Genomic DNA, 23779 nt, shown 5'->3' on the forward strand with positions numbered 1-23779 from the left:
GTTGTGTATAAGAGACAGCCCCCTCCCCGCCCTCATGGGAGGCGTGTCCCTGTCCGTCCTCGTGAGCCTCGGGGCGCTGGCGCACCAGCACCTTCGCACCGACGCGCTGGAGGAGCGGCTGCTGCGCGAGGTGAACATCCTGACGCAGGCGGAACACCCGCGCCCGGTGCACGTCACCCCCTCGCGGCCCGGCAGCTTCGGGGACGCGATGGCGCCGCTCCTGCCCGCGCTGCTCCAGCAGGCCCGTGAAGCCCCGGCCCTCACCGACGCGGAGGCCGAGACGCTCGAGGCCGTGCTGGAAGGCCACGCTCCGGTGACGGACCTCCCCGCCTCCCGCCGCGACGCCCTGGAGCGGGGCCGCCCGCTGATGCGGCAGGTGCTCGCCGCCACCCACGCGGAGTCCGGCGGGCTCCCGGAGGACCTGCGTCCCCTGTCCGGTCCGGAGGTGTCCCGCCGGGACGCGCTGCTCCAGGCGCTCCGGCGCGTGGTGGAGGACGCGGCGCTGGAGACGCGGCTGCTCGTGTCGCGCGGGGACTCGGACCTGGCGGTGGACACGTGCGTGGACACGCTCGCGCTCAGCCGGGAGCTGGCCCTGGGCGGCGGGCTCGTGGGGCAGCGGCTGTCCGCGGCGGGCTACGCGCGGGCGTGGCGGGCCTGCGCGGACGCGCTCGATTCGGCTTCGCTGACCCGCAAGCGCCAGGCCATCTCCCAGCTCACCCGGCTGCACGAGGGCATCCCGCCGGTGTCCCTGACGCTGCACGAGGAGTCCGTCGCCGCGCAGCTGCACGCCTTCCGCGACCTGCTCACCGACGAGGGCCGCGCCGCGCTGCCGCCCACGTGGTTCGACGCGCCCGGGCAGCCCCGGGCCCTGCGGCGCCGGCTCCAGTGGCGCCAGTGGGTGGAGGACGCGGACCGCCTCATCGCCGTGGCGGATCAACCGCCGGAGGAGCGCCGCCGCGCGCTGACGGCCCTGGAGGCGCGGAACGCCGGGGCGTATTTCCGCCAGGCGGAGGCCCCGTCGGTGCGCCTGTCGTCCGAGGACCAGGAGGCGCTGGACCTGCGCGCGCTGCGCTCCGAGTCCCTCATCGCCCTGGCGGAGGTCGACGTGGCCCGCGCGCAAGGGGGCCAGTGGCCGCGCGCGCTCCCCACCCGCACGACGTCGCTGGTCCTGGAGCGCGTGGACGAGTCCGAGGCGCAGATCCGCTCGTGCGTCCAGGGGCTGATGCCGGAGCCCATCGTCGTGAAGGCGGACGGAGCGCCCCTGCTCCAGCAGGTCCACGACGTGCCCTGACACGTCCGACTGGCGATGTCGCCGCAGCCATCACGGCTAGTGGCGGCGGAGGCTAGAGCGTGTCCGCAAGACAGGTCGAGGGCGCCCGGCGTTGAGGAGGCATGAGCCGGGGGAGCTGACAGATGCGCAATGGGAACGACTGGCCGGCCTACTGCCACCGCAGCGGCCGGCCAGGGGACGGCCGAAGAAGGACCATCGCCTGATGCTGGATGGCACCTACTGGGTGCTGCGCACGGGCGTGCCGTGGAGAGAAGTCCCGCGCGAGCGCTTCGGGAGCTGGAAGACGCTCAGCAGCCGCTTCTACCGCTGGCAGGAAGCGGGCATTTGGGTGCGAATCCTGCGCCAGTTGCAGGCCGAAGCGCATGAAGACGGGCGCTTGGATTTGACGCTGCACTAAGTCAACGCCAGTGTGGTGCGAGCCCACCAGCATGCGGCAGAAGCTCGGGGGACACCGAGAGAAGGGGGAGGCCGCAGCGCTCGGGCGTGGCCAGGGAGGCTTCTCGACCAAGCTCCACGTCCGGGCCGAAGGCCAGGGCTGTCTCCTCGTCTTTGCACTGACAGCGGGCCAACGCCACGAGACGCAAGCCTTCCCAGCGCTGATGGCCGGCGGAAGCGTCCCGCGAGCGCATACGCCGGGGGCGCCGCGCAGGCTGCCGGACGCCCTCGTGGGAGACAAGGGCTACAGCGTCAACAGCCTGGGCACTTGGTGCCATGCGCACCACATGCAGGCGGTCATACCCACCCGCTCGGACCAGCCGCGCCTTCGCTCCTTCCGTCACGCTGCCTACCGCAAGCGCTGCCGCGTGGAGTGTCTCTTCAATCGCTTGAAGCAGAACCGGCGCGTGGCGACGCGCTACGAGAAGCACGCTGCTAACTACTTGGCGATGGTTCTCACCGCCTCCATCTGGCTCTGGTTTGCGGACACGCTCTAGCCGATCAGACAACGCTCTTAGAGGTGTTGCCGACCCATCATGCTGGAGCGAGTCGGAGCAGCAGGAGCGCTGTCATGGCCAGCCAGATCAAAGCCTCACTGGAGGCTAGCTTCTGCTCGTAGTCTTTTCAGTCAAAGGAAGAAACACCCCAAGAATTAGAGCGGCAATGTCCCCTGACCAGATGAAGCCCGACTACCCTTCGCCCCCTTTACATCGCTTCCCTCCACCACGGCACCGGCCGAGTCGGCACCAGTCAAATCCGCACCATCAAACATAGCTCCCCTCAAATCGGCCTTTGCCAAAATAGCACCAGCAAGCTTCGCACCTCTAAAATCAACATCAACCAAGTTAGCACCAGTCAAATCTGCACCAGTCAAATCAGCCTGCCTCAAGTCAGCTCCCGTCAATATTGCCCGCCTCATCTTAGCCCCTTGTAGCTTCGTCTGACGCATAACCGCCTGCTCACCCCTAAACTCAACCATATTGGCATCAGCAAGACTCGCACCACTAAAATCGGCCAAAACGAAAAACCCACCAGACAGATTGGCCCCAGACAAGTCGGCATGACTCAAGATCGCATGATACGCGCTCGCACCAGTCAGATTCACACTCCGGAGAAACGCAGAATAAAGATCGCGCATATCCAAAGCACAATCCCGGAGATCAAGCATGCAAACACAATCAAACGCCAATGTGTTTTTCGGCCCATGCCGCTGCCCCTGGAGCCTGGAAATCATCAAACCAAAGCTGGTTCGCTCCGGCCATGATATCCTACTTGTCTTTCCAGACACCAATGCACAGGCATGAAGAACAGCAAGCAAAGACTCCTCTGCGTTTCGAGCCTGCCTGACCTGCTCCTGATACGTCAGCCTCGACCCTAGCCGCTCCATTGGCATTCCATGGCGCAACATAAAATCAACAAGCTGACAAACCAGCGCCTGCCAACGCGCAGCCTTCTTTTCACCTGCTAGGCGAATCTCATTTCGTACAAACCGAAAGAGGTCCTCATCCATTGCAGATGGCCCGCAGAGCCTTGCCCATTCCTCAAGCGCACGTCGATCATCCCATCCTCTATCGTACTTTTTCTTCCTCCGCCCAAGCTCCTCCTCCATCCCAACCAGTCCCTCCAGCAACCGCTTCGCCGTCAAATATTCGCCAAAACTCTTATGAGTAAACTCAAACGTCTGTTCCCCCTCTCGATGTCCATGCTGTCGAAAATAGAATGCCGCCAAAAGCCGCGATGTTCCAGAAGACCGTCCACCTCGAAATGCCGCAAGCAATTCGGACAGACCGCTGCTCTCACAGTGAACCTCGATCTCCTTCACTGTTGTTGTTCGTCCGTCGCCATGCCAAGCAGCCAAAGCAATCTCTTGAAGAATTCTATCAAAAAGCTCAAACGACATTCCTCCTACTGACGGATGTTGCCGCCCATCCGCATACTCCCTCTCAAAAACAGCCTCAAGCAAATCATTGTAAACCTCATTGAGATTAATCTCCTTCCGGAAATCAATTCGATTACGCGCCAGACTAAGGGCAACCAAATAATTCAGCAGCGGCTGCGCCGTAATCTCGGTCAGATCGCGTCTTTTCAGCTCATTGGGCATTGCCTCAATAGGGCGACCAGTGGCTATGCCGTAGTTACGCCACCAAGCATCCCGGTCGTCGCGCCCCAGCAACTCATCATCATCCCTACAACCTTCCTTCGCCCAACGAAGTCGGTCTTCCTTTGTAACGAAGTACGGGAGGATGTGGAATATTTGACGAGCCTTGCGAAACTGCGTCCCATTTGCCTGAACAACCAACTCGCGACCGAAAATAAGCACTTGGAGACGAACCTGGTCGTAATTGCGAACCTCGACGAACTTTCTGATTTCATCCAGGAAGTTCTTTGCAATTTCGGCCGCCTCCTTGCCTTGCATGGCAAGTTCATCGAGCCCATCAAAAATCAAGAGCAATTGACGTGGCCCTGTTCGGAGGTCTAGCGGATTGTCCTGAAATACCTGCGTTTCCTTGAAGAACCTTCCAACTGAATGCTCGACATCACCAGCAGGATCAAAAAGATGAAGCGGAACATACAAAACATGTCTGCGCTTTGCCGACTCCTTAGCCGCAAACATTTTAGCAAATGAGGATTTCCCAATCCCAGGGCCACCGGCGACAACTCGAACAGCATCTTCTCTTTCTGCTTTTTTCAGCCAATCCTCAAGCTCAACTTCCAAGTCAACGACAACACGGCGCTTCACGGACTCATGAGCCTCTATCTGCACATTTCCAGGCCCTCCCATTCCAGGCTCAATTTTTTCTAGATGATATGCCCTCGGCGCCACATAGACATTCGACAATCCGAAAGCCTCACCGAACATTCGGCGATCAACCTCACGCCGCAATCGCGCTTGATACAAACTCCAAGCACGATCTCGCTCACTCGCACTAGCAAAGGGCGTATTGAGGGCCTTTTCGACCTTGCAATACTCATCAGGATGACGACGCCACTCTTCATTAAGCGCGTAAACAAAGTAACTTGGCAGGCGCCCTGCCGTGGAGCTTGCCTCGGCAGCGCTAAATCCGTGACTATTGAGCCAGGACTTCAACGGCTCGCTGAGCACGTCGAGCAATTCGAACCCCGCCGGGTTATCGAAGAACTCAGAAGAAATGCTGTATTCAGCCTCCGCTAACTTCGACTCCAAGATCTCAGCAAAACCATCAGGCTCCACTCCTGGATTTCTGGCGATAATATCCGCACAGTCGTTGACAATCTCACAAACAGCATACAGGAGCGAGCGACGAACAAGGAGCCAAGCCATTTCTTCCGGCTGGGTTTGAAGCCCGATGGCGGCTGCAACGTCAGCAGCAGCAGTCGCGACCTCTCGCCAGTCCTTGGCTATCGCAGCCTTGGCGGCTGCCTTAAATATCGCCTTAAAATCGGCCGTGAGTTCTTTCTTGAGTATAGAAATAGGCTTTGTCAGCGACAGGGCAGATGGTTGCATGGTCACTAGCGGCCTTTTGTTGGCTCTGGCGTTGTGTTGAGTACGTTATTTTGACGGCAAGGCGGCGCCTAACCAAGCGCGCTGTGCAACCTGTAGGGCTACTAAGCATAGAAGAAAGTCGGTCGGCTGCCGAACTGAACGGATAGGAGGGTTGTCCCGCAGTTCGCAGCTATCAATGATGTCAGATTGGAGTCAGCGCAGGACCATGACGCAGCAGACGAGGCTGGAAATCCGCAGTGGATGTCGGCCCTGAGATCTTTGCAGACCCGAAGCCATCGGGACTAGTTGTACTATGCTAGCGTGCGCTTGGCGAAACAGTTCTATAGTCCGCGTGGCTCCTTAGGAGCGACGTCCGGATGCACGCCGCATGGACCGCGCATGGAGTACGAGAAGGCGCCCCAAAAGGCGATGAGCTATTGCCACCTGCCATTGCCCCTTCCTTCTCTACGTTCCACGACAGATGAGGGGGAACGCGGAGCAGAGCCGAAGGGCCGGGCCGGACCTGCTCCTCCAGGCGAAGGACCCCATCGCCACCGAAGTCCAGATCAAGCAACTCCTGCACCGATTGGCCCGCCCGTCATCGCCCGAAATCTTCATCAACGGCCGCGTGAGGAGACAGCAGAGCGGTGCAGCCAACCCGGCTTTTCGTCCTCCTGCCGGAAGGCTCCAGCATCGAGAACGTCAACGCTGTGTTGATGGCGTAGCTGAGCAATGAACCGATGGCGCGCTCCACGCACCCGGCGACGCTGACCCGACCAATGCAGCCCTGTGCGGCTGAGACAACGAGCGTGGGCTCACCCCTGGTAGGTCGCTATGACTGCTTCATGTCAAGCATCCCTCGCGGGACCGGCGATGTAGGATGCGGCCTTTCCGTGGACGTCGTGGGAGGGAGCCGTCATGTCGTGGAAGCTCGTGCTGCTGGACGAAGTGTCGAAGGTGCTGCCGGATGCGCCGCTCAAGGGCTCGGACATCCGCGTGGAATTGCCGACCGCCAGCTACGCGCTCCCCGCCGGGGAGAAGCTGGGCCCCCTGACGTTCGCCTTCGACGTGTCCGCGCGCGGCTTCGTGGAGGGCTATGACGCCCCCGCGGACGTGGACGCGGCCGGCGTCGTGGGCGAGGCCCCCGGTGACGCGGCGGAGCAGCTGGCGCCGGCCCTCGTCTACGGCGGCGACAACGCATGGCTGAAGTACGGCGTGGAGGCGCGCGTGAAGGCGGAGGTCGGCTTCCCGCTGCCCTACGTGGCGCTGGCGGCCAACGGCGACGTGCGCGTGCTGCTGGCGGACTACCACCGGCACACGCAGGACACGAAGGCGCGCGACGCGCTGAAGAAGGACGCGCCGGAGCTGCGGCTGCCCCTGCTCACGGCGTCGCTGGACAAGCTGGGCGTGGGGGACGCCATCGCCTTCCAGGCGCGCGGTGAGCTGTCCGTCACCGCGACGCTGGACTGGACGGACGTCTACACGTCCAACCTCCAGACGCTGACGAAGCTCCTGTCCGCCAGCACGATGGTCGCCTTCGAGGCCAAGGCGGGCGCCACCGTGTCCGCGAAGGTGAAGGTGGTGGACGACTACGCCGTCATCTTCTCCCGCCCCGCGGCCGGGCAGGTGCGCGTGCAGGTGAAGAAGGTGGTGGCGCGCGAGGCCGGCGTGACGGCCAGCCTCCACGTGGAGGCCAGCCTCACCGACCCGGCCGCCCTCGTCACCCAGGTGGAGCACGTCCTCGAAGGACTGCTGTCGGTGCCGCTGTCCGAGTTCGACTCCCTGATGACGAAGCTGGAAGCGCACACCCTCTCCGAGAACGAGACGAAGGTGCTGCGCATCATCCTGGACCGGCTGGGCTTCGGAGAGCTGGAGGCCAACACCACGGCGCTGCGCACGCAGTGGGAGAAGCTGCGCACGGACGTGCGCACGCGCGTCCAGGCGCTGGCCGAGTCCAAGTTCGAGCTGGGCTTCCGCTACGAATACCTGCGCCTGCGCGAGCAGACCACGCTCCTGTCCACCGTGTGCACCGACGCGCAGGCCCGCACGCTGCACCCGCTGCTCGTGTCCGGGCGGATGGACAGCGCGATGCAGAAGATGCAGGCGGAAGGGATGGCGCTGGAGCAGTGCCTGCTCAAGGAGGTCAACAAGGAGTCCAAGGCCTGGGGCTTCTCCCTGAAGCTGGGCAAGTGGGCGCTGGGCGGCAGCGACACGCGCGAGCTCACCCAGGTGGTGCAGCGCAACAGCCTGGAGAAGGAGTCGCCCCAGCGCATCTCGTTCCTGGGCGTGCGCGGCTACAAGGGCACGCTGCTCACGCCGTACATGCACTGGACGGCGGACTTCAAGGCGGACATGGCGGAGTTCCGCAAGTCCCCCACCGTCGCTGACTTCGACCTGGGCCTGTACCTGCTGCTGGCCCACGACGCGCGCAAGCTGTCGGACCACGACCTGCGCCAGGCCGTGGACGAGGCCATCGTGTGGGGCGCGCTGGATGACGCCGAGGAGGAGGAGGTCCTCAAGCGGATCCGCGACGCTTCCGGCGGCAAGGAGATTGAGACGCGCGTGGAGCTGAAGCTGGACAACCGGACGCTGCGCGACGTCATCCAGCACGCGGCGGATCCGGATGCCCACTCCGCCTTCGCCCGCGCGCTGGCCCGCGCCCTGCCCTGGTACAACGTGCAGTGCCGCGACCGGCCCACCGTGCGCGAGTCCGTCTACGCGCCCCTGTGGAAGGAGTACCTGGCGCACAACTGGTCCGCCGCGGACGCCGCGAAGACGGCCGCCGCGCACCTGAAGAACAACCCGCTCGTCGGGACCTTCGCGTACATCGAGGGGCAGCTGGGCAACGGCATGCTGACGTTCGCGGAGATCATCCAGAAGAACCCCGGCACCGTGTCCAAGTGGCGTGACCTGCGCGCGGGGCTCCTGGACCTGCGCAACAGCGAGCAGCGCTCGCCCTCCGTCTTCGCCGGCGCGTTCAAGGACCTGTCCCAGTCGTGGGCCCAGTCCTTCCACCTGAAGACCACGGGCGCGTTCTTCCTGGAGCTGGCGTCGCGCGGCGGCAACGGCCTGGCCACCGTGGAGCGCACCTTCACCGTGACGGTGCCGGGCACGGGCACGAGCATCGTCTTCTCCAAGTCGCGGGCCTGACGGGCGCACCGGGCCCCCCTTCCGTCCGCTTCCGGCCGAATGGGGGCTCGCAGGTGACGCGGCGCATTGCCGCGTCGTGCGGGCATCACTACATCCAGCTCCTCACGCACACGGCCATGCCGAGGAGCCCCGCGAGATGATCGTCGGTCGGATGCTGTCCTGGCGGATCATCCTTCGCTACACGGGGCGCCCTGTCGTCGTCCACATCGTCATCGCGCTGGCCATCTCGCTGGGCTACGAGGTGTTGAACACCCCGTGGCTGTCGGTGCCGGCGCTGCCGGTGACGCTGCTGGCCGCGGCGCTGGGCGTGCTGCTCGGCTTCCGCAACAACTCCGCCTATGAGCGCTGGTGGGAGGCGCGCACCATCTGGGGCGGGCTGGTGAACGCGTCGCGCACGCTCGCCCGGCAGGTGCTGACGTTCCTGCCCGCGCCCCGCGCCCAGCGCAGCGACGGCACCCCGGAGACGCCCTCCGCCGCGTCCCGCCTGGTCCAGGTGGCCGTGCAGCCGGAGGGGCCCGCGCTGGCGCCCGCCTGGTCCAAGGTGGGCGACGGCGCGGTGCGAGACCAGTTCGGCCATGCGCGCGACCTGCGCGGCCCGGGGGCGCCTCGCGCGAACCTGGCCACGTTCCTCCACCCGGGCGTGGAGACGCCCCGGGGCATCCCCAGCATGTTCGAGGGCATCACCGAGGACGCGCGCGAGCTGGTCTATGCGCAGGTGGGCTTCGTGAACGCGCTGCGCTGCCATCTGCGGCGGCAGGATCCCTTCCCGGAGATCACCCCGTTCTTCCGCCCGTCCGTGCTGGAGGCGCTGCGCGTGGAGCAGAACGTGCCCGCCGCCATCCTCCTGTGGATGGGCACGCGCATACGCCGCATCTACAGCGACATCGACCACCCGGAGAAGGTCTACATGCGCGTGTCGCTGGACGAGACGCTCACGGAGCTGACCAACTCCCTGGGCGCGTGCGAGCGCATCAAGAACACGCCCCTGCCCCGCCAGTACGACATCCTCCCGCACGCCATGGTGCGCGCCTACCTCACCATGCTGCCCCTGGGCGTCGTGGCGGACCTGGGCGTGCTCACGCCGCTCGTCACCGCCATCATCGCGTTCCTCTTCATCGCCATGGACGCGGTGGGCCGCGACGTGGAGAACCCCTTCGAGGACGCCGTCAGCGACACGCCCATGACGGCGCTCTGCCGCACCATCGAGATCAACCTGCGGCAGATGCTGGGCGAAGCCGAGCTGCCTCCGCCCGTCCAGCCCAAGGACGGCCTGCTGTACTGAAGCCGGTCGCCAGACTAGGGCGCCGCGGTCACCTCCACGGTGCCCAGCCCGTCCACGGTCAGCCGCACGTGGTCGCCGGGCTTCATCAGGTACGCGGCGGTGGCCGCGCCGGACAGCACCAGGCTCCCGGCGGGCAGCACCTGGCCGCGCTCCGCGAGCAGCGCGCACAGCTGGATGAGGGACACCACCGGGTCACCGGAGATGGCGTCCGAGCGCGCCTCGCCCTCCACCTTGCCGTTCACCTCCATGCGCATCTGGAGCTTCGTCAGGTCCAGCTCGCGCGGGCCCCGCTCCAGGGTGCCCGGCACGAACAGCGACGACGACGCGTTGTCCGCCACCACGTCCGGCAGGCTGAAGTACTTGAAGCCCACGAAGCGCGAGTCCAGGACCTCCATGGCCGCGAAGACGGCCTCGCACGCGTCCAGCACTTCATCGCGCGTGACGGTGCCCTTGAGCTCCTTCGACGTGCGGAAGGCGATTTCAGGTTCGATGCGCGGGTGGATGCCCGCGCCCACGCGCACCACGCCGCCGGGCTGCACGCGCATCCGGTCCGTGAGCACGCCGAAGATGGGCGAGCCCAGGTTCATCTGCTTGCGCTTCGCCTCCGACGTGAAGCCCATCTTCAGGCCCACCACCCGCTCGCCCTGGGCCTCGCGCAGCCGGATGCCCTCCGCCTGCACCGCGTAGCCGTCCGGCACCGTCAGGTGCGGGTGCGCGTGCGACAGGGGCGGCACCTCACGGCGCTCGCGCCGCGCCGCGTCCAGGATTCCAGCCAGGCCCGCCACATCCACAGTCGAGGTCATGCGCGAATCTTTTCCATGCCCGGCCCGCAATTCCACCAAGGATTCACCTGTGGAGCGGGTCCCCAACGCGCTGGGAGCCAGACGGCCGCGCAAGCGAGCGCCATCCGACGCCAGCCGTTCGGAATCCTGGAGGCTTCGGACGGCCGCGACATACATTGCCGCGTCTCCCTGAAGGAGGGCGCTGCCTTGGAGAAGGTCCTCAACTACATCGGTGGCGAGCTGGTGCCCGCGGCGGGCGGCCAGTGGCTGGACAAGCCCGAGCCCGCGACGGGCCAGCTCTACGCGCACGTGCCGGACTCGCGCGAGGTGGACGTGCAGTCCGCCGTGGAGGCCGCGGGCCGGGCCTTCCCCGCGTGGTCCGCCCTGCCGGCCATCGAGCGCTCGCGCTACCTGCGCCGCATCGCGGGCCTCATCCACGAACGCCTGGACGCCTTCGCGCGGGCGGAGTCCATCGACACGGGCAAGCCGCTGTCGGTGGCGCGCACGGTGGACATCCCGCGCAGCGTCCTCAACTTCGAGTTCTTCGCGGACGCGGCGACGCAGTTCTCCAGTGAAGCGCACCCCATGGACGGCGTGGCGCTCAACTACACGCTGCGCTCGCCGCTGGGCGTGGTGGGCTGCATCTCGCCGTGGAACCTGCCGCTGTACCTGCTGACGTGGAAGATCGCCCCCGCGCTGGCGGCCGGCAACTGCGTGGTGGCCAAGCCGTCGGAAGTCACCCCGATGACGGCCTTCCTCCTGTCGCAGGTGTGCCGCGACGCGGGGCTGCCGCCGGGCGTGCTCAACCTGGTGCACGGCCTGGGGCCCCACGTCGGCGGGCCGCTCACGCGCCACCCGGACGTCAGCGCCATCTCCTTCACCGGCAGCACGCGCACGGGCGCGGAGATTGCCCGCGTGGCCGCGCCTGCGTTCAAGAAGCTGTCCCTGGAGATGGGCGGGAAGAATCCCAACGTCATCTTCGCGGACTGCGACTTCGACGAGGCGCTGGCCACCACGCTGCGCTCGTCCTTCGCGAACCAGGGCCAGATCTGCCTCTGCGGCCCGCGCATCTTCGTGCAGCGCTCGCTGTATCCGCGCTTCAAGGATGCGCTGGTCGCGCGCACCCAGGCGCTCAAGGTCGGTGACCCGCTGGTGGACGGCACGGACCAGGGCGCGCTGGTGTCGCGAGAGCACTTCGAGAAGGTGATGGGCTACATCGCGCTCGCGAAGCAGGAGGGCGGCCACATCCTCACCGGCGGCCAGCGCGCGAGCGTGCCCGGCCGCTGCGCGAACGGCTGGTTCATCGAGCCCACGCTGGTGGAGGGCCTGGCGCCCACGTGCCGCACGAACCAGGAAGAGATTTTTGGTCCGGTGGCCACGCTGATGCCCTTCGACGACGAGGAGGAGGTGCTGTCGTGGGCCAACTCCACGCGCTACGGCCTGGCCGGCAGCGTGTGGACGAAGGACCTGACGCGCGCGCACCGCTTCGCGTCCCGGCTGCACAGCGGCATCGTCTGGGTGAACACCTGGATGCTGCGCGACCTGCGCACGCCGTTTGGCGGCGTGAAGGAGTCCGGCGTGGGCCGCGAGGGCGGCTGGGACGCGCTGCGCTTCTTCACCGAGCCCAAGAACGTCTGCATCAAGCTTTGAGCCTGGGAGAGCCACACGTGAGCGCTGGCGAGCGGATCGATTCGAAGAAGGCCCCGGAGCCGGTGGGGCTCTATCCCCACGCGCGCCGTGTGGGAAATCTCCTGTTCCTGTCCGGCGTGGGCCCGCGCGAGCGCGGCAGCAAGGCCATCCCGGGCGTGGAGCTGGACGCGGCGGGCAACATCGTCTCGTACGACATCGAGACGCAGTGCCACTCCGTGTTCCGCAACGTGCGCTACATCCTGGAGGACGCGGGCTCGTCGTGGGAGCGGCTGGTGGACGTGACGGTGTACCTCACGGACATGAAGCGGGACTTCCCCACGTACAACCGGCTGTGGGCGGAGTACTTCAAGGACAACCCGCCGTGCCGCACCACGCTGGAGATCAACGCGCTGCCCACCCCCATCGCGATTGAACTCAAGTGCATCGCCACCATTGGAGACGAGTGACATGGGCCGACTGACCCCCATCAACTTCAAGAAGTGGATCGACGAGCACCGCCCCCTGCTCAAGCCGCCCGTGGGCAACCAGCAGGTCTGGGCGGACCGGGACTTCATGGTCACCGTGGTGGGCGGCCCCAACGCGCGCACGGACTTCCACGTCAACGAGGGCGAGGAGTTCTTCTACCAGCTGGAGGGCGACATCACCCTGCGCGTCATCGACGACGGGCAGGTGCAGGACATCCCCATCCGCGAGGGGGAGATCTTCCTCTTGCCGCCCAAGGTGCCGCACTCGCCGCAGCGCCCCCCGAACACCATTGGGCTGGTGCTGGAGCGCCGCCGCCAGCCGCAGGAATTGGATTCCTTCCTCTGGCTGTGCCCCAAGTGCGGCGAGAAGCTCTATGAAGAATCGCTGCACGTCACCAACCTGGTGACGCAGCTGCCGCCGGTGTTCGAGCACTTCTACGGCAACCCCGACCACTGCACGTGCAGGAAGTGCGGCACGAAGGTGACGCGGGGTGGTGCGCCCAAGTGAAGGTCGACATCCACACGCACCTGCTCCCCCCGGAGTTCCCCCGCTTCGCCGAGCGCTTCGGCTACGGCGGCTTCATCACGCTGGACCACCACGCGCCCTGCCGCGCGCGGATGATGCGGGACGACGGGAAGTTCTTCCGCGAGATTGAAAGCAACTGCTGGGACCCGAAGCAGCGTGTCACCGAGTGCGACGCGCACGGTGTCCAGGTGCAGGTGCTGTCCACCGTCCCGGTGCTGTTCAGCTATTGGGCGAAGCCTCAAGACGGCCTGGAGGTGGCGCGCTTCCTCAACGACCACCTGGCCGGCGCGGTGGCGACGGCGCCCAAGCGCTTCGTGGGCCTGGGCACGGTGCCGCTCCAATCCACCGGCCTGGCGGTCAAGGAATTGGAGCGCTGCGTGCGGGAGCTGGGGTTCGCGGGCGTGCAGATTGGCAGCCACGTCAATGACCTGAACCTGTCCGACCCGGCCCTCTTCCCCTTCTTCCAGGCGGCGAGCGACCTGGGCGCGGCCGTCTTCGTTCACCCGTGGGACATGATGGGTGAGGCGAAGATGACGAAGTACTGGCTGCCGTGGCTGGTGGGGATGCCGGCGGAGGTGTCGCTGGCCATCTGCTCGCTCATCTTCGGCGGGGTGATGGAGCGGCTGCCCAAGCTGCGCTTCGCGTTCGCGCACGGCGGCGGCGCGTTCCCCGGCACGCTGGGCCGCATCCAGCACGGCTTCGAAGTGCGCCCGGACCTGGTCGCGGTGGACAACAAGGTCGCGCCGCGCGACTACCTGGGGCGGTTCTGGGTGGACTCGCTGGTGCACGACGCGGAGACGCTGCACTCCATCGTGAAGCTGTTTGGCGCGGACAAGGTGGCGCTGGGCAGTGACTACCCCTTCCCGCTGGGCGAGGAGCGGCCCGGCACGCTCATCGAGTCGCTGACGGACCTGGCGCCTTCGGTGCGCGAGCGGCTGCTGTCCCGAAATGCCCTGGAGTGGCTGGGGCGCTCGCACGAGGACTTCGCACCATGACGGCCCCTGTCTACGAGAACTCCGATGTGTTCGCCTACGGCCAGGACGCGGCGGATCCGCTGAGGCCCCTGCGCGACGAGTTCCTCTTCCCTCCGGCCCCCTCCGGCGCGCCGTCCATCTACCTGGCGGGCAATTCGCTGGGGCTGCAGCCGCGCAAGGCGCGCAAGTACGTGCAGATGGAGATGGAGGACTGGGAGCGGCTGGGCGTGGAGGGCCACATGCACGGCCGCCACCCGTGGCTGCCCTACCACGAGCTGCTCACGGAGATGGTGGCGCGCGTGGTGGGCGCGCAGCCGCTGGAAGTCGTGGTGATGAACACCCTGTCGGTGAACCTGCACCTGATGATGGTGTCGTTCTACCGGCCCACGCGCGAGCGCTTCAAGATCCTGATTGAGGGCGGCGCCTTTCCGTCGGACCAGTACGCGGTGGCGTCGCAGGCGCGCTTCCACGGCTACGACCCGAAGGAGGCCATCGTCCGGCTGATGCCCCGCGAGGGTGAGAACACGCTGCGCTCCGAGGACATCCTGGAGGCCATCGAGCGGCACGGGAAGGAGCTCGCGCTGGTGATGCTGGGCAGCGTGAACTACCTCACCGGGCAGGCGTTCGACCTGAAGGAGATTACGCGCGCGGGGCACGCCCAGGGCTGCATGGTGGGCTTCGACCTGGCGCACGCGGCGGGCAACCTGAAGCTGTCGCTGCACGACGACGGGCCGGACTTCGCGGTGTGGTGTTCGTACAAGTACCTCAACGGCGGACCGGGCAGCCTGGGCGGCGTGTTCGTGCACGAGCGCCACGCGCACTCTCCCCAGCTGCCGCGCTTCGAGGGCTGGTGGGGGCACAACAAGGCCACGCGCTTCGAGATGGGCCCCACGTTCGATCCGCTGCCGGGCGCGGAGGGGTGGCAGCTGTCCAACCCGCCCATCTTCCAGCTGGCGGCGCTGCGCTCGTCCTTGGAGCTGTTCGACAAGGCGACCATGGCGGCCCTGCGCGCGAAGAGCGACCACCTGACGGGCTACATGGAGTACCTGCTGGACCGGCTGCCCGCGGGCTACGTCACCATCACCACGCCGCGCGACTTGAAGCAGCGCGGGGCGCAGCTGTCGCTGCGCTTCAAGGGCGAGCCGAAGCGGCTGCTCCAGCGGCTGGCCGCGGGCGGCATCATCTGCGACTTCCGCGAGCCGGACATCATCCGCGCCGCGCCCACGCCCCTCTACAACACGTACCTGGACGTCTTCCGCTTCGTGAAGGCGCTGGAGGCCCATGCCCTCGAATGAGTCGAAGCTGACGGTGGTGGGAGCGGGCCTGGTGGGCTCGCTGCTCTCGCTGTACCTGGCCCGCCGGGGCCACACGGTGGAGGTGCTGGAGCGCCGGGCGGACATGCGCCGCGAGACGGTGGACGCGGGGCGCTCCATCAACCTGGCCATCTCCACGCGCGGCCTGCACGCCCTGCGGCAGGTGGGCCTGGAGGAGGAGGCGCTGAAGCACGCCATCCCCATGCGCGGGCGGGTCATCCACCCGGTGAAGGGAGACCTGGCCTTCCAGCCGTATGGGAAGGACGACTCACAGCACATCAATTCCATTTCGCGCGGCTGGCTGAACCAGTTCCTGATGACGCAGGCGGAGAAGACGGGCCGCGTGTCCATCCGCTTCCGTCAGCGGGTGACGCAGGCGGATCCGGCGGCGGGGAGGCTCACGGTGCTGGACGAGGCCACGGGCGAGACGCGCGAGCTGCGCGACGCGGTGGTGTTCGGCACGGACGGCTCGGGTTCGGCGGTGCGGCAGGCGATGCAGTCCCAGCCGGGCTTCCAGGCGAACTCCGAGACGCTGGGGCATGGCTACAAGGAGCTGACGATTCCGGCGGGCGCGGGCGGACGCTTCCAGATGGAGAAGCACGCGCTGCACATCTGGCCTCGCGGCACGTACATGCTCATCGCGCTGCCGAATGAAGATGGCAGCTTCACCTGCACGCTGTTCCTGCCGTGGGAGGGGCCGGCGAGCTTCGCGTCGCTCCAGACGCCCGCCGCGCTGGAGGCGTTCTTCCAGGAGCAGTTCCCGGACGCGAAGGCGCTGATTCCGGGGCTGGTGGAGGAGTTCTTCTCCCGGCCCACCGGGCACATGGTGACGGTGAAGTGCGCGCCGTGGCAGGCGGGCGGAAGCACGCTGCTCCTGGGCGACGCGGCGCACGCCATCGTGCCGTTCTACGGGCAGGGGATGAACTGCGGCTTCGAGGACTGCGTGGTGCTGGACGCGCTGTTGTCGAAGCAGACGGACCAGGCCGCGGCGTTCAGCGAGTTCGAGCGGCTGCGCAAGACGAACGCGGACGCCATCGCGGACATGGCGGTGGAGAACTTCATCGAGATGCGCGACAGCACGGCGGATCCGCGCTTCCTGCTGGAGAAGGGCGTGGAGAAGGTGCTGCTCAACGCGTTCCCGGGCGAGTTCGTCAGCCGCTACACGCTGGTGAGCTTCAGCCGCGTGCCCTACCGGCTGGCGTACGGGGTGGGGAGCATCGCGGGCGGCATCGTGTCGGAGCTGGCGAAGGACCTGAAGCGGCCGGAGGACGTGAACCTGGACCTGGCGGCGAAGCTGATTCGCGGCCGGCTGACCCCTTTCATGGAGGAGCACGCGGATGGATTTCGGCTTGAAGGGTAGGCGCGCGCTGGTGACGGGCGCGTCGTCGGGGCTGGGGCGCGCCATCGCGGACACGCTGGTGAAGGAGCGCGCGACGGTGGCGGTGTCCTCGCGAGGCGGGGAGAAGCTCGCGAAGGCGGCGAAGGAGCTGGGCGCGGCGCTGGCCGTGCCGTGTGATTTGACGCAGCCCGGAGCCGCGCGCGGGCTGGTGCGTGAGGTGACCGGGAAGCTGGGCGGCCTGGACGTGCTGGTGGTGAACGCGGGCGGTCCGCCGTCCGGAGGCTTCGAGGCCATCACGGTGGAGCAATGGCAGACAGGGTTCCAGAGCCTGTGGCTGGCCACGGTGGATGCGATTCAGGAAGCACTGCCGGGCATGAAGGCGCAGGGCTGGGGCCGCATCGTGCTGGTGACGTCCACGGCGGCGCGCGAGGCGATGAACAACCTCACGGTGTCCAACGGCCTGCGCGCGGGGTTGCTGGGGCTGGTGAAGAGCCTGAGCAACGAAGTGGCGCCGTATGGAATCACGGTGAACGCGGCGCTGCCGGGCTACCACGCGACGGACCGGATGAAGGACCTGGGCCTGTCGGATGAGAAGGTCGCGCCGAACATCCCGGCGAGGCGGCTGGGGAGGCCGGAGGAGTTCGCGGCGCTGGTGACGTTCCTGGCGTCAGAGCCGGCCGCGTACATCAGCGGCCAGTCCATCGCCTGCGATGGTGGAGCGCTGAAGGGCTTCTAGCGCGGTGACGATGCCCCGCGTGTCTCAGCGGAGACAGCCCATCCCTCGAGACGATGGAGCGTTGAAAGGAGTTTGAAGTGACGTCGGTGGTCTTCCGGGGGGAAGACCATGGACGCGATAAAGCGGGCGGTATACCTGGGACTGCTCACGGGCTGCGCGACGAGTACCGGAACCGTGGTGGAGGGAAGCCTCCAGCCGCGGCACTTCAAGTTCGTCACCGTAGTGAGCAAGACAGAGCCAGGAGCCGGAGGCTGGAGAGAGGCCTGTGTCCATGTCCCACTCCGGCGTGACACGGGAGAGGTCTTTCAATGCCGCTTGAGAATTGGAATGCCTCCCAGGTCAAAGGCTCGGAGCCAATCTGGCGGCCCAGGCCGTGTTCAGCTCAACCACCCCGGTAACAGCCCTCGGTCTTGCATGTGAGGAGTTCAGGAACACCCTCACGACCGCACTCGACGCGGCGGTTGTCGGCTCACGGGTCAGGCAACAGTGCCATCCGGCGACGCTCACCCTCAAATCCAAGCGTGGAAAGCCATGACGCCCTCCGCCGAAGACCTGCTCGCGGTTGCACGTCTCTACTGGGGGGACGACGAGGCCTATCGCTTCCGTCAGGACCCCAGTCCCGAGGACCTTCGCTACGAAGCCCTCTGGGAGGAGAAGAATGCGGAGAGGCCCCGCTGGGGGTCCTTCGTGAAGACGCTTCGAAAGGCGCTTCCCGGCTGCGATGCCTGGGACTACACGCCGGGCCTGGCGAATCCCAGCTTCTGCGTGCTGGTCTACCCGCATCAGGAGCGGGACATGATGCGCCCGCAAACCACCTGGACGGTCGCCGGGTACCTCAGCATCCTGGCCCCCTCTACACCGTGCATTGTGTTCGCCGGGTCTTCCTCGCGAAGCACCTCATGGAGTCGAAGGTGTTCCTGGGCCTCATCCCGCCGGAGCTGCAAGGCATCGCGGACACGCTCGCCCGGCACATCGAGGCCGAGTACGGCGCGACCGCGCTCCCCCTTGAAGTCGCGCAGACGCCCGTCCCCCTCTACGTCAACCTCATGAAGCCGCCGGAGACCACCCTCTTCCACGCGCTCTTCACTTCAGAGCCCGGGAACATCCTCTGACGCAGTGGGCCAGCTGTTTTCCGCTCTGACAGCAAAGTCTCTTTGATTTGGGCTGGTGGATTTCTCACGTTTTGCGACAAAGTTCGCCCCTCGCCGGGAGGGGCGCGGACGTGCTCAGACGAATCGGTTTCATCCGTGGGCTGTGGCTCATGGTCGTGTTGTGGGGCGCCGGGGCGTGGGCCCAGGGCAACTCGGTCATCACCGGGACCCTGGCGAACGCACTCGACAAGCAGAAACTGGAGAACGTGGTCGTCACCGCCACGTCGCCCCAACTGCAGGGCGAGCGCACCGTGCTCACCGACAAGAGCGGCCTGTACCGCATCCCGCAGCTTCCGCCGGGCATGTACACGCTGCGCTTCGAAGCCCAGGGCTTCCAGCCCTACGTCCGCGACGGCATCCTGCTGCGCATCGACCGCACCATCCGCTTCAACGCGGAGCTGGCGCCGGACAGCATGAGCTCGAACATCGAGGTCGTCGGCTCGCCACCCAGCGTGGACGTGGGCTCCAGCGCCGCCGGCGTCACCGTGGACCAGGACTTCATCCGCAACATCGCGGTCATCCGCCCCGGCACCAAGGGCTCCGCGTCCCGCTCCTTCGAAGGCCTGGCCGAACTGGCCCCCGGCGCCACCGAGGACCGCTACGGCGTGAGCATCAGCGGCAGCTCGTCGCCGGAGAGCCAGTACGTCGTGGACGGCCTGTCCGTGAACGACCCCGGCGTGGGCACCCTGGGCACGCCCCTGTCCGTGGAGTTCGTGAAAGAGGTCAACGTCATCACCGGCGGCTACATGCCGGAGTACGGCCGCTCCACCGGCGGCGTGCTCAACGTCGTCACCAAGTCCGGCTCCAATGAGTTCCACGGCTCCGTGTTCGCCAACTACGCGCCCGGCGTGCTCCAGCGCTCCGGCACGAATGTCCTGCGCGAAGGCAGCGTCATCTCCGCGCAGGGCAGCGCCCACAACCTGGGCGACTTCGGCTTCGACCTGGGCGGCCCCCTGCTCAAGGACAAGCTCTGGTTCTACGTGGGCGTCGCGCCGTCCTTCAATCGCATCCAGGTGGACCGCCAGCTCAGCAGCTACGAGCTGTGCTCGGAGGTGGACCCCGCCAACGGCTGCTCCGCCGTGGGCGCGCGCCGCAAGGACCCGACCACCGGCTTCTCCCAGGTGACGCCCATCGACGGCAGCCGCACCACCCGCTTCGCCGACGAGCGCAGCGTGCAGTACCTGGGCAAGCTCACCTACAACTTCAACCCGGACCACAGCCTGTCCGTGTCCGTGTTCGGCACGCCCCGCTCGTCCGGCGGCAGCGGCAAGTACGCCTTCAGCGACGACGGCGAGCCGGAGGTGTGCACCAGCCTGTCGTGCACCAGCTTCGTGCAGGGCGCGTATGAATCCATCGCCACCCGGCGCAGCAACAGCGCCATGGACATCGTCGCGAAGCAGGCCTCGTCCTTCTTCGACAAGAAGCTGCTCGTGGACGCGACGCTCGGCTGGCACCACCAGGCGGACTCCATCCTCCCGTCGGACGGCTCGGACCTGGGCTCCGGCGTGGGCCTGGACGCGAAGCCGCGCATCTCGTGGACCCGCAACCGGAACCCCGGCTACCACACCATCAACGAGTTCGAGTCGCTCCCGGACCCCAACGCCTGCGGCACCACGCCCGAGGAGCAGCGGCTGCGCTGCCCCGTGACGGGCTACACCACGGGCGGCCCCGGCACCATCAGCGTCCAGCGGCTGGACCGCGTGCAGGGCAAGGTGATGGGCACGTACCTGCTGGAGGCCCTGGGCCACCACATCCTCAAGGCCGGCGCGGACATCGAGCGGATGAGCTTCTACAACAACCGCGCGCGCACCGGCTTCACGCACTGGCAGGAGTGCACCGGCGGCGACTGCTTCTTCACCCTCAACCAGTACGGCTACATGGCCGCGCCGGACCTGCCGGTGTTCCTGCCCAACAAGGAAGGCACCTCCACGTCCACCACCGTGGGCGGCTTCCTCCAGGACAGCTGGTCCGTCCTGGACAAGGTCACCGTCAACGTGGGCCTGCGCTACGACGTGCAGACCATCTACGGCCTGGACGGCGAGGTGGGCCTGCACCTGCCCAACCAGTGGTCCCCGCGCCTGGGCGTCATCTACGACCCGACGCAGAGCGGCCGCGCCAAGCTCTTCGCCAACTTCGCGCGCTTCTTCGAGAACGTCCCCCTGGACATGGCGGACCTGTCCTTCCCCCAGCAGCAGCTGCTCTCCGCCACCTACGACTCGCCCCCGTGCGTTCCCTCCCGTGAGGACTCGCTGCTGGGCGACTGCACCCAGAACGCCAACCGCCAGCCCATTGGCAGCCGGGAAAGCCCCAACCAGCTGTGGGACGCGCAGGGCGGAGACCGCGTGCCGGTGGACCCCAAGATTCGCGCCCAGTCCGCGGACGAGTTCGTGGTGGGCGGTGAGTATGAGCTCTTCACCGCGAGCCGCCTGGGCGCCACGTACACCCGGCGCAACCTCAACGACGTCATCGAGGACATGAGCCGCGACGACGGCAGCACCTTCTTCCTGGGCAACCCGGGCAAGGGCTACTCCACGGACTTCCCGCTGGCGAAGCGCGAGTACGACGCGGTCAACCTCTACTTCCAGCGCGCCTTCACCAACGGGTGGCTGGCCCAGGCCAGCTACACCTGGTCCACCCTGCGCGGGAACTACTCCGGCCTGTTCCGCGCGGACACCGGCCAGCTGTCCCCCAACCTCACGCGCGACTTCGACCTGGTGTCGCTCACCGTCAACCGCGAGGGGCAGCTGCCCGGCGACCGCACGCACAACTTCAAGGTGTTCGCCGCGAAGGAGCTGGTGCTGGGGCCTCGCACCAGCATCAACGTGGGCGGCAACTACCGGGCGCGCTCCGGCGCGCCGCTCAACTACCTGGGCCTGCACCCGCGCCGCAGCGGCTCGGAGACGTTCATCCTGCCGCGCGGCAGCGCGGGCCGGCTGCCCTGGGTGCACGGCGTGGACGGGCACGTGGGCCTCAACCAGCGGCTGGTGAAGGACTACGTCCTCACGGTGTCCCTGGACGTGTTCAACCTCTTCAACTTCCAGCAGTACACGGACGTGGACCAGACCTTCAGCACCGCGCGCGTGTACCCCATCGAGCAGGGCGGCAAGCCGGCGGACCTCACCGCCTGCCTCACCGCGAACAGCCCGGACTGCAAGGTCATCTCCACCGCCACGGGGCTGCCCATCGCCGTGACGGACATCAACCCCAACTTCAAGCGGCCCACCGCCTACCAGGCCCCGCGCTCCATCCGCCTGGGCGCGAAGCTCAGCTTCTAGAGGCCTGACATCCATGAGGACCCAAGCGATGAAGCTTCGTTGGATGGCAGTGAGCGCAGGGGTCGCGGCCGCGGCCGTCGCCGTGGGCGCGTGCGGCAGTGAGCCGGAGGCCGAGTGCGTGGTGGCGCGCGCCGTGTCGGACGGCTCCACCGGCTCGTTCGCCGCGACGTACCAGCTCAAGCCCGGGCAGAACCCGGACCAGGTCTGCGCGCGGCTCAAGCCGGAGCCGCTGGGGATGCAGAAGTTCTTCAGCCCCGACCCGGCCGGGCCCGACACCGTGGGCGTGCGCAGCGCGCGGCTGGGCAAGCTGCTGGAGGACTTCGCGTCCCGGCTGTCGGGGGACTCGCAGGTGGCCACCACCTCCGTGGGCCCGTTCGCGTCCGCGACGCCGGGGGCGGACCACTTCTGCTCGGTGCCGGAGCTCACGCCCACGCGGCTGGAGGTGCCCGCGTCCACGGCGCCCGACGGCGGCGTGCTGCCCGCGCAGGACTACGGCTACGCGTGGAGCAACCTGCGCATCTACAACACGCCGGAGATTCCGGGCACGCAGTTCACCGCGGACCTCGTCTACACGGAGAACGGCTGCACCGCCGACTACACCGTGAAGGGCATCTGGCCGGTGGTGAAGTGCCAGAACAGCAAGACGAAGCTGCCGGACGACGCGCTGTGCGACCCGTACGCGGACTACGACGCGGGCCGGCTGCGCGGCTCCGGCATCAACCCGCTGTTCCCCGTGAAGTGCGACCCGGACGCGCTCATCTGCGTGCTCACGGGTGAGGTGCCGTCGGCCCCGTGAAGCCGTGGCTTCCGGGGCGCAGGGCCTGAGGCAGGTCCCGGAAGTCCCTCACCAGGAAGTCAGGCCGCTCGCGCGCCAGGATTTCGCGCGGGAAGGACGTGGCGACGGCGACACACGCCGCGCCCGCCGCCCGCGCGGCCCTGAGGCCCACCACCGCGTCCTCGAACACCACGCACGCGTGCGGCGACACGCCCAGCGCGGCGGCGGCCTTGAGGTACACCTCCGGATCCGGCTTGCCCTGGGTCACGTCCGTGGACGTCACCCGCACGGGGAACAGGCGCTCCAGCCCCACGCGCTCCAGGGCCCGCTCCGCGTTCTGGGCCAGGGCGCTCGTGCCGAGGGCCCAGGGCACGCCCGCCTGCTTCAGGGAGATGAGGTAGGCCCCCACGCCGGGGACCGAGGACAGGGGCTCGTGGTCGAGCAGCCGGTGGAACGCCCGCTCGCGGTCGTCCGTGAGCGCGGCCACCTGCTCATCGTCCAGCTCCTCGCCGAACCACGCGCGCAGCGTCTCTCCGGCCCTGCGGCCGTTGGTGGCCAGCAGCTGCTCCCGCGTGGGCACGTAGCCCCGCTCACGGGCGAAGTCCTCCCAGACGCGGTAGTGCAGTTCGGTCGTGTCGATGACGACGCCGTCCAGGTCGAAGAGGACGGCATCGAAGGCAGGGATGTTCGGGCTCGATGGAGACATGAGGGTCGGGCACTCCTCTCGAAGAACCACACGTCGCGCGTCACAAACCTATTCATCGGATGGGACGCGGGCGTGGCTTCCACTCCTACCGCTCATGCCCACCTTGCGAGCAGCCGTGGGCCGGGAGCGCCGTCTGCAAGGCCCCGGGGCAGCCAGCCCGTTGTAGGCTTCCCCGGACGTCCATGCCGCCCAAGAACCCCACGGATTTCTCCACGACCGCCGTCCGCACCCAGGGCACGCCGTCACAGGCCGCCCAGGTGATGCCGGCGCTGACGCTCATTGGCCACGCGCAGCCCCAGCGCATCGGGGAGCGGCTGCTGCTGGATGGGCTCCTGTCCGGGGAGCGCGCGGTGGCGCTGTCGCGCAACGCGCCGGACTTCAGCCGCCCGGGCGCGGTGCTGGCGCTGCCCCTGGGGGACCCGTTCCTCAGCCGCACGCCGGTGCGCTTCGAGGCCGGGGCGAACGGG

The 23779-nt window shown here is 67.1% G+C and carries 16 protein-coding genes and 2 pseudogenes; 15 read left to right on the forward strand and 3 right to left on the reverse strand.

What is annotated here, in order from left to right; translation table 11 throughout:
* Both D7X55_RS12650 and D7X55_RS12655 read left to right on the forward strand, forming a co-directional pair.
* Window positions 1–1291, forward strand: a 1291-nt coding sequence (locus tag D7X55_RS12650) for a hypothetical protein (RefSeq protein WP_233609817.1), incomplete at its 5' end; no start/stop codon positions are given.
* Window positions 1292–1382: 91 nt separating this feature from the next.
* A pseudogene (locus D7X55_RS12655) lies at window positions 1383–2223 on the forward strand (IS5 family transposase).
* A gap of 155 nt (window positions 2224–2378) precedes the next feature.
* Here the strand turns inward: D7X55_RS12655 and D7X55_RS12660 are convergent.
* Window positions 2379–5210, reverse strand: a complete 2832-nt coding sequence (locus tag D7X55_RS12660) for a pentapeptide repeat-containing protein (RefSeq protein WP_121723202.1) — start codon at window positions 5208–5210, stop codon at window positions 2379–2381.
* An 897-nt stretch (window positions 5211–6107) separates the two neighbouring features.
* Here D7X55_RS12660 and D7X55_RS12665 point away from each other — a divergent pair.
* Window positions 6108–8339 (forward strand): hypothetical protein, encoded by a 2232-nt coding sequence (locus D7X55_RS12665; protein ID WP_121723195.1) that lies wholly within the window; start codon window positions 6108–6110, stop codon window positions 8337–8339.
* 136 nt (window positions 8340–8475) lie between these two features.
* Window positions 8476–9621: a bestrophin family protein gene (locus D7X55_RS12670; protein WP_120546019.1), complete on the forward strand. Its 1146-nt coding sequence runs from the start codon at window positions 8476–8478 to the stop codon at window positions 9619–9621.
* 14 nt (window positions 9622–9635) lie between these two features.
* Here D7X55_RS12670 and D7X55_RS12675 read toward each other — a convergent pair whose 3' ends face one another.
* Complete coding sequence (locus D7X55_RS12675; protein ID WP_120546020.1) at window positions 9636–10424, reverse strand: 2-keto-4-pentenoate hydratase; 789 nt, start codon at window positions 10422–10424, stop codon at window positions 9636–9638.
* A 186-nt stretch (window positions 10425–10610) separates the two neighbouring features.
* Between D7X55_RS12675 and D7X55_RS12680 the strand changes: the two genes are divergently transcribed.
* From D7X55_RS12680 to D7X55_RS12725, 10 genes are all read left to right on the forward strand, one after another.
* Window positions 10611–12053 (forward strand): aldehyde dehydrogenase, encoded by a 1443-nt coding sequence (locus D7X55_RS12680; RefSeq protein WP_120546021.1) that lies wholly within the window; start codon window positions 10611–10613, stop codon window positions 12051–12053.
* A 17-nt stretch (window positions 12054–12070) separates the two neighbouring features.
* Window positions 12071–12499, forward strand: a complete 429-nt coding sequence (locus D7X55_RS12685) for a RidA family protein (protein ID WP_014393721.1) — start codon at window positions 12071–12073, stop codon at window positions 12497–12499.
* Window position 12500: 1 nt separating this feature from the next.
* Window positions 12501–13025, forward strand: coding sequence for a 3-hydroxyanthranilate 3,4-dioxygenase (gene nbaC, locus D7X55_RS12690; RefSeq protein WP_121723196.1), 525 nt, complete (start codon window positions 12501–12503; stop codon window positions 13023–13025).
* Window positions 13022–14038 carry an amidohydrolase family protein gene (locus tag D7X55_RS12695; RefSeq protein ID WP_121723197.1) on the forward strand — a complete coding sequence of 339 codons (1017 nt, stop codon included), beginning with the start codon at window positions 13022–13024 and terminating at the stop codon, window positions 14036–14038. The genes nbaC and D7X55_RS12695 overlap by 4 nt, the downstream gene beginning before the upstream one ends.
* Window positions 14035–15312 (forward strand): kynureninase, encoded by a 1278-nt coding sequence (kynU, locus tag D7X55_RS12700; RefSeq protein WP_121723198.1) that lies wholly within the window; start codon window positions 14035–14037, stop codon window positions 15310–15312. Before D7X55_RS12695 ends, kynU begins: the two co-directional genes overlap by 4 nt.
* Window positions 15299–16690 (forward strand): NAD(P)/FAD-dependent oxidoreductase, encoded by a 1392-nt coding sequence (locus tag D7X55_RS12705; protein ID WP_121723199.1) that lies wholly within the window; start codon window positions 15299–15301, stop codon window positions 16688–16690. The genes kynU and D7X55_RS12705 overlap by 14 nt, the downstream gene beginning before the upstream one ends.
* Window positions 16680–17405, forward strand: coding sequence for an SDR family oxidoreductase (locus D7X55_RS12710; protein WP_233609818.1), 726 nt, complete (start codon window positions 16680–16682; stop codon window positions 17403–17405). Before D7X55_RS12705 ends, D7X55_RS12710 begins: the two co-directional genes overlap by 11 nt.
* Window positions 17406–18304: 899 nt before the next feature.
* Window positions 18305–18517: a hypothetical protein gene (locus tag D7X55_RS12715; protein ID WP_121723200.1), complete on the forward strand. Its 213-nt coding sequence runs from the start codon at window positions 18305–18307 to the stop codon at window positions 18515–18517.
* Between the two features lie 110 nt (window positions 18518–18627).
* Complete coding sequence (locus D7X55_RS12720) at window positions 18628–21831, forward strand: TonB-dependent receptor (protein WP_120546026.1); 3204 nt, start codon at window positions 18628–18630, stop codon at window positions 21829–21831.
* 43 nt (window positions 21832–21874) lie between these two features.
* Complete coding sequence (locus tag D7X55_RS12725) at window positions 21875–22627, forward strand: hypothetical protein (protein ID WP_233609819.1); 753 nt, start codon at window positions 21875–21877, stop codon at window positions 22625–22627.
* On the opposite strand, the gene D7X55_RS12730 is transcribed toward D7X55_RS12725, so the two are convergent.
* Window positions 22599–23312: an HAD family phosphatase gene (locus tag D7X55_RS12730; RefSeq protein WP_120546028.1), complete on the reverse strand. Its 714-nt coding sequence runs from the start codon at window positions 23310–23312 to the stop codon at window positions 22599–22601. The genes D7X55_RS12725 and D7X55_RS12730 overlap by 29 nt on opposite strands.
* 182 nt (window positions 23313–23494) lie before the next feature.
* On the opposite strand from D7X55_RS12730, the pseudogene D7X55_RS12735 reads away from it, so the two are divergent.
* Window positions 23495–23779 (forward strand): annotated as a pseudogene (locus tag D7X55_RS12735) (sigma-54-dependent Fis family transcriptional regulator); the annotation flags it as partial.

This window comes from Corallococcus sp. AB049A, assembly GCF_003668885.1.
In the GTDB taxonomy this organism is placed as follows: Bacteria; Myxococcota; Myxococcia; order Myxococcales; family Myxococcaceae; genus Corallococcus; species Corallococcus interemptor.

Bases quoted from the DNA above. Each gene is read 5' to 3' on its own strand.
- nbaC (WP_121723196.1), top strand. From the start codon at position 12,501: ATGGGCCGACTGACCCCCATCAACTTCAAGAAGTGGATCGACGAGCAC.
- D7X55_RS12670 (WP_120546019.1), top strand. From the start codon at position 8,476: ATGATCGTCGGTCGGATGCTGTCCTGGCGGATCATCCTTCGCTACACG.
- D7X55_RS12660 (WP_121723202.1), bottom strand. From the start codon at position 5,210: ATGCAACCATCTGCCCTGTCGCTGACAAAGCCTATTTCTATACTCAAG.
- D7X55_RS12665 (WP_121723195.1), top strand. From the start codon at position 6,108: ATGTCGTGGAAGCTCGTGCTGCTGGACGAAGTGTCGAAGGTGCTGCCG.
- kynU (WP_121723198.1), top strand. From the start codon at position 14,035: ATGACGGCCCCTGTCTACGAGAACTCCGATGTGTTCGCCTACGGCCAG.
- D7X55_RS12715 (WP_121723200.1), top strand. From the start codon at position 18,305: ATGGAGTCGAAGGTGTTCCTGGGCCTCATCCCGCCGGAGCTGCAAGGC.
- D7X55_RS12725 (WP_233609819.1), top strand. From the start codon at position 21,875: ATGGCAGTGAGCGCAGGGGTCGCGGCCGCGGCCGTCGCCGTGGGCGCG.
- D7X55_RS12730 (WP_120546028.1), bottom strand. From the start codon at position 23,312: ATGTCTCCATCGAGCCCGAACATCCCTGCCTTCGATGCCGTCCTCTTC.
- D7X55_RS12675 (WP_120546020.1), bottom strand. From the start codon at position 10,424: ATGACCTCGACTGTGGATGTGGCGGGCCTGGCTGGAATCCTGGACGCG.
- D7X55_RS12705 (WP_121723199.1), top strand. From the start codon at position 15,299: ATGCCCTCGAATGAGTCGAAGCTGACGGTGGTGGGAGCGGGCCTGGTG.